The organism is Mycobacterium sp., assembly GCF_052144515.1.
Taxonomy (GTDB): Bacteria; Actinomycetota; Actinomycetes; order Mycobacteriales; family Mycobacteriaceae; genus Mycobacterium.
The window spans coordinates 81,697-89,347 of the sequence record NZ_JBKQQD010000378.1 but is presented as its reverse complement, the minus strand read 5'-3'; the positions used below and the strand labels follow the sequence as shown (position 1 = coordinate 89,347).

The following is a 7,651-nucleotide window of genomic DNA, read 5'->3' as shown; positions in this document are numbered from 1 at the left end:
CGCGCGTCAACGGGCTGGGCGTCTCCGGTTCGGAGGTCGTCGTCGACGGCGACAACCTGGTCATCACCGTGCCCGGAAACGACGGCAACGAAGCCCGCAACCTCGGCCAGACCGCACGGCTGTACATCCGGCCGGTGATTCAGGCGGTTCCGGCGCAAAACCCGCAGGAACCCAAGCCCGAGCCCCAGCAGCCCGGCGCAACGCCGCCGGGTCCCGGTGGCCCTGCGCCCGGTGCCGGACCCGCGCCGACGGACCAGCCCGCGCCGGCCCCGGCGCCGACCGGTCAGCCGGCCCCGCCGGCCAGCCAGCCGCCGGCGCAACCCCGGCCCTACCCGGAGGACCCCACCCCCGCGCCGAGCCCGGCGCCCAGCCCCGCGCCGAGTCCCGCGCCCCCAGCGACCGGAGCGCCCCCGCCGGCCGGGCAGCCGCCGGCGGGGGAGCCGCCGGCCGATGTGCCCGCGCCCCCGGATCCGCGCAAGGATCTCGCAGATCGCATTGCCGCAGAGAAGAAGTGGCGGCAGAGCACCCGCCAGGGCATCCAATTCCTCGCCCTGCAATACCAGGCCACATTGTGCGGCAAAGACGACATTCTGGCCGGCAACGACGACCCGGCTCTGCCCTTGGTCACCTGCTCCCAAGACCACAAGGCCGCCTATCTGCTGGGGCCGTCGATCATCAGCGGCGACCAGATCCAGGACGCGACGTCGGGCATGAACCAGCGCGGTGTCGGCTACGTCGTCGATGTGCAGTTCAGGCCGGCGGCGGCCAATGTCTGGGCCGACTACACCGCCGCCCATGTCGGTGAACAGACCGCCTTCACCCTGGACTCGCAGGTGGTCAGCGCTCCGCGCATCAACGAAGCGATCCCGGGCGGCCGGACCCAGATCAGTGGCGGTGATCCGGCGTTCAGTGCCGCGACCGCGCGCCAGCTGGCCAACGTCCTGAAGTACGGTTCGTTGCCGCTGTCCTTCGAAGCGTCGGAAGCCCAAACCGTTTCGGCGACATTGGGTTTGACATCGCTGCGCGCGGGCCTGATCGCGGGCGGGATCGGTTTGATCCTGGTGCTGCTGTATTCGCTGTTCTATTACCGGGCGCTCGGATTGCTTACGGCGTTATCGCTGATCTGTTCGGGCGCAATGGTTTTCGCGATCCTGGTGCTTTTGGGGCGATATATCAATTACACCCTGGACCTGGCGGGCATCGCGGGTCTGATCATCGGTATCGGTACCACCGCCGACTCGTTCGTGGTGTTCTTCGAACGCATCAAAGACGAGATCCGGGAAGGCCGTTCGTTCCGGTCGGCGGTGCCGCGGGGCTGGGTGCGGGCCCGCAAGACGATAGTGTCGGGCAACGCCGTCACCTTCCTGGCCGCTGCCGTGCTGTATTTCCTGGCGATCGGCCAGGTGAAGGGGTTCGCCTTCACCCTCGGCCTCACTACGATCCTCGACCTGGTGGTGGTGTTCCTGGTGACCTGGCCGCTGGTGTACCTGGCCTCCAAGTCCCCGACGATGGCAAAGCCGGCGTTCAACGGCCTGGGCGCCGTTCAACAGGTCGCGCGCGAACGCCGGGCCGCTGCCGATTCGCAGACGGGACGGGGGTAACCGGATGAATTCCAGGGCCGCCAACGCTAAGGCCGCCAAGGCCGGCAAGAAGGACACCAAGGACCAAGGCGCCGTCGAGATCACCGAAGCCAGCGCGGAGACGGTGGAGGCGGTGGAGTCTAGGCCAACGCTCGCTGCGCTGCCGCAGCACAGCTTTCTGTCCCGGCTCTACACCGGCACCGGTGCGTTCGAGGTAGTGGGGCGCCGCAAGCTGTGGTACGGCATCAGCGGTGCGATCGTCGCGGTCGCGATCCTGTCGATCATCATTCGCGGGTTCACTTTTGGCATGGACTTCAACGGCGGCACCACGGTGTCGATGCCCGCCGCCGGCACGACGGGCACAGTTCAGGTCGCCCAGGTGTCCGACGTCTTCAAGAAGGCCATCGGCAGCGACCCCGAATCGGTGGTGATCGTCGGCAGCGGCTCGTCGGCGACGGTGCAGATCCGTTCCGAGCATCTGTCCAACGATCAGACCGCCAAGCTGCGCAACGCCTTGTTCGACGCGTTCGGACCCAAAGGCACCGACGGCAAGCCCACCCCGAAGGCCATCAGCGACTCGGCGGTATCGGAGACCTGGGGCGGCCAGATCACCACGAAGGCGCTGATCGCCCTGGCGGTGTTCGTGGTGCTGGTCGGCCTGTACATCATGGTGCGATACGAGCGCTACATGGCCATCTCGGCACTGACCACCATGTGTTTCGACCTGACCGTCACCGCCGGCGTGTACTCACTGGTCGGCTTCGAGGTCACCCCGGCCACGGTCATCGGCCTGCTGACGATCCTTGGTTTCTCCCTGTATGACACCGTCATCGTGTTCGACAAGGTCGAGGAGAACACGCACGGGTTCCAGCACACCACCCGGCGGACCTTCGCCGAGCAGGCCAACCTGGCCATCAACCAGACGTTCATGCGCTCCATCAACACCAGCCTGATCTCGGTGCTGCCGGTGCTGGCGCTGATGGTGGTGGCGGTGTGGCTGCTGGGTGTGGGAACGCTCAAGGATCTGGCGCTGGTAATGCTGGTCGGCATCATCGTCGGCACCTACTCGTCGATCTTCTTTGCCACTCCGCTGCTGGTCACGCTGCGGGAACGCACTGAACTGGTGCGGACCCACACCCGCCGGGTCGTCAAGCGGCGCAGCCCCGGCGCCCGCGCGAGCGCCGACGAGGCCAGAACAGAATCGGCCGACGCCGTCACACAATCCACCGGTGACGAAACACCCAAGGAGAGCGCCGCGGAGCCCGCCACGAAGGCCACAGAATCCAAGGAGGCCGCCAAGCCGGCGCCGAACAAGCCGGCGCCGGGTGCGCGCCCGGTGCGGCCCACCGGTACTCGGCGTCCGACCGGTAAGCGCAACGCCGGCCGGCGGTAGGCGCGATGGCCAGCTGGTGTCGGCGAGGATTCTTGCGCTGGACGCTCGCGGGTTTGACTGGTTTGGTTGGGACGCTGGCGGTGCCGTTCGCGCTGATCGGCTGTTCCGGCAGCGCGGCCCCGCAGATCGACTATGTGGTCGACGGCACGCTGGTCAGCTACAACACCAACACCGTCGTCGGTGCGGCATCGGCCGGTGCGCAGGCTTTTGCCCGCACGCTCACCGGCTTCGGCTACCACGGCCCGGATGGGCAGGTAGTCGCCGACCGTGACTTCGGCACGGTATCGGTGGTGGGCGGTGCGCCATTGGTGCTCGACTACCAGATCGCCGACAACGCCGTCTACTCCGACGGCAAGCCGGTGACCTGCGACGATCTTGTGCTGACCTGGGCGGCCCAGTCCGGGCGGTTCCCCGGCTTCCAATCCGCCACCCAGGCCGGGTACGTCGACATCGCCAACGTCGAGTGCATGCCAGGCCAGAAGAAGGCCCGCGTCTCGTTCGTCCCGGACCGCAGCGTCGTCGACTACACCCAGCTGTTCACCGCGACCTCGTTGATGCCGTCGCACGTCATCGCCGACCAGTTGAACGTCGACGTGACGGCGGCGTTGCTGGCCAAGAATGCGTCGGTGGTGGACCAGATCGCGCGGCTGTGGAACACCACCTGGGACCTCAAGCCCGGTATCGATGTCAAACGCTTCCCCTCGTCGGGACCGTACAAGATCCAATCGGTGCTGGACGGGGGCGCTGTGGTGCTGGTCGCCAACGACCGGTGGTGGGGCCCCAAGGCGATCACCAAGCGGGTCACCGTGTGGCCCCAGGGAGCCGACATCCAGGACCGGGTCAACAACCGCAACGTCGACGTCGTCGACGTCGCGGTCGGTTCGTCGGGCGCGCTGGCCACTCCGGACAACTATCAGCGCAGCGATTCGCCGTCGGCCGGCATCGAGCAGCTGATCTTCTCACTGCAGGGACCGCTGGCGCTGGCCCGCGAACGCCGCGCGCTCGCGCTGTGTACGCCGCGTGACGCGATCGCCAAAGACGCCGGGGCCGGGATTGCCAACTCGCGGCTCAACCCGGCCACCGAGGATGCCATCGCCCAGGGCGACGGTGCCGCCGACGCCGGCCAATTCGCCAAGGCAGACCCCGGCGCGGCCCGCGACGCGCTGGCGGGCGCGCCGTTGACGGTGCGGATCGGCTACCAGGGGCCCAATGCGCGGCTCGCGGCCACGGTCGGGACCATCGCCAAAGCCTGTGCCCCGGCCGGCATCACCATCACCGGCGTCGTCCTGGACAATTCGAAGGACTCCCCGGGTCCGCAGGCGCTGCGGGACGGAAAAATCGACGTGCTCTTGGCCAGCACCGGCGGGGCCACCGGCAGCGGATCGAGCGGATCGTCGGCCATGGATGCCTATGACCTGCACAGCGGCAACGGCAACAACCTGTCCGGCTATGCGAACGCCCAGATCGACGGCATCATCGGTGCGCTGGCGGTGTCCGCGGACCCGGCCGAGCGTGTTCGGCTGCTGGGCGAGGCCGCGCCGGTGCTGTGGGCGGATATGCCGACGCTGCCCCTGTACCGGCAGCAGCGCACGCTGCTGATGTCGAAGAAGATGTACGCGGTAACCAAGAATCCGACCCGCTGGGGCGCGGGCTGGAACATGGACCGCTGGGCTCTCGTGCAGTGAGAGTCCAGTGACGCGCGGTTCGGTTGCGGACGTCATTGTGTCGTTGACCCGCGAAGTCGCCGATTTTCCGAAGCCGGGGGTGCAGTTCAAGGACCTCACCCCGGTGTTCGCCGACGCGGCGGCGATGTCGGCGGTAATCGACGCGCTCGCCGATGTCGCATCCGGCGCCGACGTGGTGGCCGGCATCGACTCCCGCGGGTTCCTCGTCGCCGCCGCCGTTGCCGCCCGGCTGGGCACCGGTGTGCTGGCCATTCGCAAGGGCGGCAAGCTGCCGCCGCCGGTACACACCGAGCACTACGACCTGGAATACGGCAGTGCCACCCTGGAAATCCCCGCCGACGGCATCGAGCTGCGCGGCCGCGGCGTCGTGATCGTCGACGACGTGCTGGCCACCGGCGGGACTCTGGCCGCGGCGAAACGGTTGCTTGACCGCGTTGCGGCCAACGTGACCGCGGCCGCGGTGGTCATGGAACTGACGGCTCTGGGCGGTCGCGAGGCGGTGGCCCCGCTGCCGGTATACAGCTTGAGCCGCGTTTAACACGATATCCTCGAGGTCGGAGGCGACTTTCGGAGGTTTAACGTGGCGGACGAGCAGAGCACGGCGCAAGCTGTCGCGCCGCCCCCGGAATCGCCAGCATCGCCACCGGTCGTAGAGACGCCCGAGCCGCCGGTCGAAACCCTCAAGACGCCCAGCAGCGCGTCGCGTCGGGTCCGGGCTCGGCTAGCGCGGCGGATGACGGCCCAGCGCAGCACGCTCAATCCCGTGCTCGAGCCGCTGGTGGCGGTGCACCGGGAGATCTACCCCAAGGCCGACCTGTCGATGCTGCAGCGGGCCTTCGAGGTCGCCGACGAAAGGCATGCCACTCAGTTGCGGCATTCCGGTGATCCCTACATCACCCACCCGCTGGCCGTCGCCAACATCCTGGCCGAGCTGGGCATGGACACCACGACTTTGGTGGCCGCGCTGCTGCACGACACCGTCGAGGACACCGGTTACACGCTCGAGGCGCTGTCCGAAGAATTCGGCGAAGAGGTGGGCCACCTCGTCGACGGGGTGACCAAGCTGGACCGGGTCGAGCTGGGCAACGCCGCCGAAGGCGAGACCATCCGCAAGATGATCACCGCGATGGCCCGCGACCCGCGGGTGCTGGTGATCAAAGTCGCCGACCGGCTGCACAACATGCGCACCATGCGCTTCCTGCCGCCGGAAAAGCAGGCCCGCAAGTCCCGCGAGACACTGGAAGTCATTGCGCCACTGGCACATCGGCTTGGCATGGCCAGCGTCAAGTGGGAGCTGGAAGACCTGTCGTTCGCGATCCTGCACCCCAAGAAGTACGAGGAGATCGTGCGGCTGGTCGCCGGCCGGGCGCCGTCGCGGGACACCTATCTGGCCAAGGTCCGCACCGAGATCGTCAACACCCTGAATGCGTCGAAGATCAAGGCGACCGTGGAGGGCCGGCCCAAGCACTACTGGTCGATCTATCAGAAGATGATCGTCAAGGGGCGCGACTTCGACGACATCACCGACCTGGTCGGCATTCGCATCCTGTGCGACGAGATCCGCGACTGCTACGCCGCCGTCGGCGTGGTGCACTCGCTGTGGCAGCCGATGGCGGGACGGTTCAAGGACTACATCGCCCAGCCCAGATTCGGTGTGTACCAGTCACTGCACACCACGGTGGTCGGGCCGGAGGGCAAGCCGCTGGAAGTGCAGATCCGCACCCGCGACATGCACCGCACGGCCGAATACGGCATCGCCGCGCACTGGCGCTACAAGGAAGCCAAGGGCCGCAACGGGATTCCGCATCCGCACGCCGCCGCCGAGATCGATGACATGGCCTGGATGCGTCAGCTGCTCGACTGGCAACGGGAGGCCGCCGACCCCGGCGAGTTCCTGGAGTCGTTGCGTTACGACCTTGCGGTGCAAGAGCTTTTCGTGTTCACCCCGAAGGGCGACGTCATCACCCTGCCGACCGGGTCGACGCCGGTGGACTTCGCCTACGCGGTGCACACCGAGGTCGGCCACCGCTGCATCGGCGCGCGGGTCAACGGGCGGCTGGTGGCGCTGGAACGCAAACTCGAAAACGGGGAAGTCGTCGAGGTTTTCACTTCAAAGGCGCCCAACGCCGGGCCGTCGCGGGACTGGCAGCAGTTCGTGGTGTCGCCGCGAGCGAAGGCGAAGATCCGGCAGTGGTTCGCCAAGGAGCGTCGAGAGGAGGCGCTGGAGACCGGCAAGGAGGCGATGGCCCGCGAGGTGCGGCGCGGTGGACTTCCGTTGCAGCGCTTGGTCAATGGCGACTCCATGGGCGCGGTCGCCCGCGAACTGCACTACTCCGACGTGTCCGCGCTCTACACCGCGATCGGTGAGGGGCACGTGTCGGCCCGGCACGTCGTGCAGCGGTTGTTGGCCGAGCTCGGCGGCATCGACCAGGCCGAGGAGGAGCTTGCCGAGCGGTCCACTCCGGCGACCATGCCGCGGCGTCCGCGCAGCAACGACGATGTCGGCGTTTCCGTCCCCGGCGCCCCGGGCGTGCTGACCAAGCTGGCCAAGTGCTGCACCCCGGTGCCCGGCGACCAGATCCTGGGGTTCGTCACCCGCGGCGGCGGGGTCAGTGTGCACCGCACCGACTGCACCAACGCGGCCTCGCTGCAGCAGCAGGCCGAACGCATCATCGAGGTGCTCTGGGCGCCGTCGCCGTCGTCGGTGTTCCTGGTGGCGATCCAGGTCGAGGCGCTCGACCGGCACCGGCTGCTGTCCGACGTGACGCGTGCGCTGGCCGACGAGAAGGTGAACATCCTGTCCGCGTCGGTCACCACCTCGAACGACCGGGTGGCGATCAGCCGCTTCACCTTCGAGATGGGCGACCCGAAGCACCTTGGGCATCTGCTCAACGCCGTCCGCAACGTCGAGGGCGTCTACGACGTCTACCGGGTGACCTCCGCGGCGTAGGGGGCGCCGAGTCTGCGGTGATGCCGCCGAAACTGCGTACAGG

General features: G+C 67.9%; 5 protein-coding genes. All 5 read left to right on the top strand.

From position 1 onward, the window contains the following. Positions 1-1,601, top strand: a 1,601-nt coding sequence (secD, locus tag ACLP9N_RS25245; protein WP_442409934.1) for a protein translocase subunit SecD, incomplete at its 5' end; no start/stop codon positions are given. Between the two features lie 4 nt (positions 1,602-1,605). Continuing rightward, the gene (gene secF / locus ACLP9N_RS25240) at positions 1,606-2,973 is read left to right on the top strand and encodes a protein translocase subunit SecF (protein WP_442409933.1); all 1,368 of its coding nucleotides are present in this window, start codon (positions 1,606-1,608) and stop codon (positions 2,971-2,973) included. Between the two features lie 5 nt (positions 2,974-2,978). Further along, positions 2,979-4,658, top strand: coding sequence for an ABC transporter substrate-binding protein (locus ACLP9N_RS25235; RefSeq protein WP_442409932.1), 1,680 nt, complete (start codon positions 2,979-2,981; stop codon positions 4,656-4,658). Between the two features lie 7 nt (positions 4,659-4,665). Next, the gene (locus ACLP9N_RS25230) at positions 4,666-5,196 is read left to right on the top strand and encodes an adenine phosphoribosyltransferase (protein ID WP_442409931.1); all 531 of its coding nucleotides are present in this window, start codon (positions 4,666-4,668) and stop codon (positions 5,194-5,196) included. Positions 5,197-5,238: 42 nt separating this feature from the next. Continuing rightward, entirely contained in the window at positions 5,239-7,608 is a 2,370-nt protein-coding gene (locus ACLP9N_RS25225; RefSeq protein WP_442409930.1) for a RelA/SpoT family protein, read from the top strand. The last annotated feature ends 43 nt before the right edge of the window (positions 7,609-7,651 follow it).